The sequence below is a fragment of the Microcoleus sp. T3_A4 genome, from assembly GCF_036700465.1.
Classification (GTDB): Bacteria; Cyanobacteriota; Cyanobacteriia; order Cyanobacteriales; family Microcoleaceae; genus Microcoleus.
The window spans coordinates 1-1,928 of record NZ_JAUBOY010000126.1 but is presented as its reverse complement, the minus strand read 5'-3'; the positions used below and the strand labels follow the sequence as shown (position 1 = coordinate 1,928).

1 protein-coding gene and 1 pseudogene are annotated in these 1,928 nt (G+C 44.9%); both read left to right on the top strand.

Going from position 1 to position 1,928, the window contains the following annotated elements; genetic code table 11:
• Nucleotides 1-90 precede the first annotated feature (90 nt).
• Nucleotides 91-159: pseudogene (locus QUA07_RS30195) on the top strand (pentapeptide repeat-containing protein); the annotation flags it as partial.
• Nucleotides 160-309: 150 nt separating this feature from the next.
• A complete protein-coding gene (locus tag QUA07_RS29830; RefSeq protein WP_333332846.1) occupies nucleotides 310-1,659 on the top strand; it encodes a peptidylprolyl isomerase in 1,350 nt (449 codons plus the stop codon).
• The last annotated feature ends 269 nt before the right edge of the window (nucleotides 1,660-1,928 follow it).

The window sequence follows — 1,928 nt, the reverse complement described above, 5'->3', positions numbered from 1 at the left end:
CACCTATTAAAGGATAATTGGTGCGTCAGTTTTTTGTGGAAACAGTGCGATTTGAGCGCAGTCGATTTGCGGGGAGCAAATCTCCAATAAGCCCATTTGAGCGGCGCTAATTTGTCCGCTGCTAAGTTAAAGAATGCTGATATTTCTGCTTGCCAATAAAGTGCTAAAGAACTGGCGACGGGACATCATAAATTTAGAAGTAGAACTGTACTTACAGACAAGTTTACAGTTTTCTGATTAAATAGGTAGAGGCAATTCGCGGATTGCTTCTAAAACCCCAAGATCACTCACTCAAATAGCAATTTACCCATGAGCGCTGCACTCCCGTTAACAGGCAAAGCTATAGTAGTCCAGGTAATTAACGGTCAACCCGTTGTGATCGAAGTAGACGGCACTAATGCCCCGATTACTGGAGGAAATTTTGTTGACTTAGTTGAACGAGGCATTTACGACGGGGTGATGTTTCACCGAGTTGTGCGTCAGCCAGATCCTTTTGTTGTGCAAGGAGGTGATCCGCGCAGCAGGGATACGACAATTCCGGCAAGTCAATTGGGAACGGGTAGTTTTATTGACCCGGATACCAATCAGGCGCGTTTTATTCCTTTGGAAATTAAGCCGCAAGGGGCCGCGCAACCTGTTTACAACCAAGTTGTCACCCAGAGGCCGCAGTTGCGGCATAATCGCGGCGCTGTGGCAATGGCTCGTTCCAATGCTTTGGATTCGGCTTCTTCGCAGTTTTATTTTGCTTTGGATGAGTTGCCATTTTTGGATGGTAGTTATGCTGTTTTTGGCAATGTTATTCAAGGTTTTGAAACGGTGAATGCGGTGCAGCAGGGCGATCGCATTTCAACTGCAAAAGTCGTTCAAGGAATCGTCCCCAGTCGGGTTTCTAGCATCATTACCGATGTTAATGTGCTCAACGATTTAATTAATAGTACCAATTTCGTAAATCTATCTTTGGGAGCGCTCAGACTGCCAAATACCCCCAACAACTATCAAGTCACTTCCCAAGACTCTCAGCAAAATCCCAGCGGTGTAGTGGGAGGTAGCGCAAACGATCGCATCCTCGGTTCACCGACGGATGATGCAATTAATGGCAGCCAAGGCAACGATACCATCAGTGGCGAAGTCGGTGACGACTTTTTGCGAGGTGGCAAAGGTAACGATTCCATTAGCGGTGGTGTTGGCAACGATATTCTGATTGGCAATTTCGCTGACGATATTCTCAATGGTGATGCTGGTAACGACTTTTTGCGAGGCGGTCAAGGGGATGATATCTTAATTGGTGGTGATGGCAATGATATTTTGATTGGAGATACAGGCAACAATACTCTCACAGGAGGTAGTGGTGCAGATACTTTTGTTTTGCTCGGAGTAGATCCTGCTTCTCTTCCTTTTATTACCCTACCCCCGACAAGTCATACAATAGTTGATTTTAGACCAGAGGAAGGCGATCGCATTGCTTTGACAGGAAATTTATCCGATACTACATTCACTCAATCTGGAAGCAATACTGTCATTAACTTGGCAGCGGCTGGTACTGTGGTACAAAATTCTACTGTCGCCTCTGTTCAAAATGCAGCCTTTGCAATTCCTTTATCTAGGATTCCTAGTAATCCTAACCCTCAACCTGCCGATGCAGCCTTGAGAATTGGCTAACTTTAACTATAGGTGTAGGGTGCTTATGGCGCACCTTACAAATTCCCCAATTCCCATTCCCCATTCCCCAATTGCCCAATTTCCCATTCCCAATTTCTAATTTGAAAACTCAACTAACACCATAGCTTTGTAATTTGAGAAACTGCCTCTTGATAAGAATCCATTCTCCCCTGCTGCTTAAAAAGCCCTGCTGCTTTCTGAAAATCCTCAAATGCTCCCTGAACCTCTCTCAATTTATATCTAGTCAGTCCTCGGTTAAAGTAAGCTTT

Bases quoted from the DNA above. Each gene is read 5' to 3' on its own strand.
- QUA07_RS29830 (WP_333332846.1), top strand. From the start codon at position 310: ATGAGCGCTGCACTCCCGTTAACAGGCAAAGCTATAGTAGTCCAGGTA.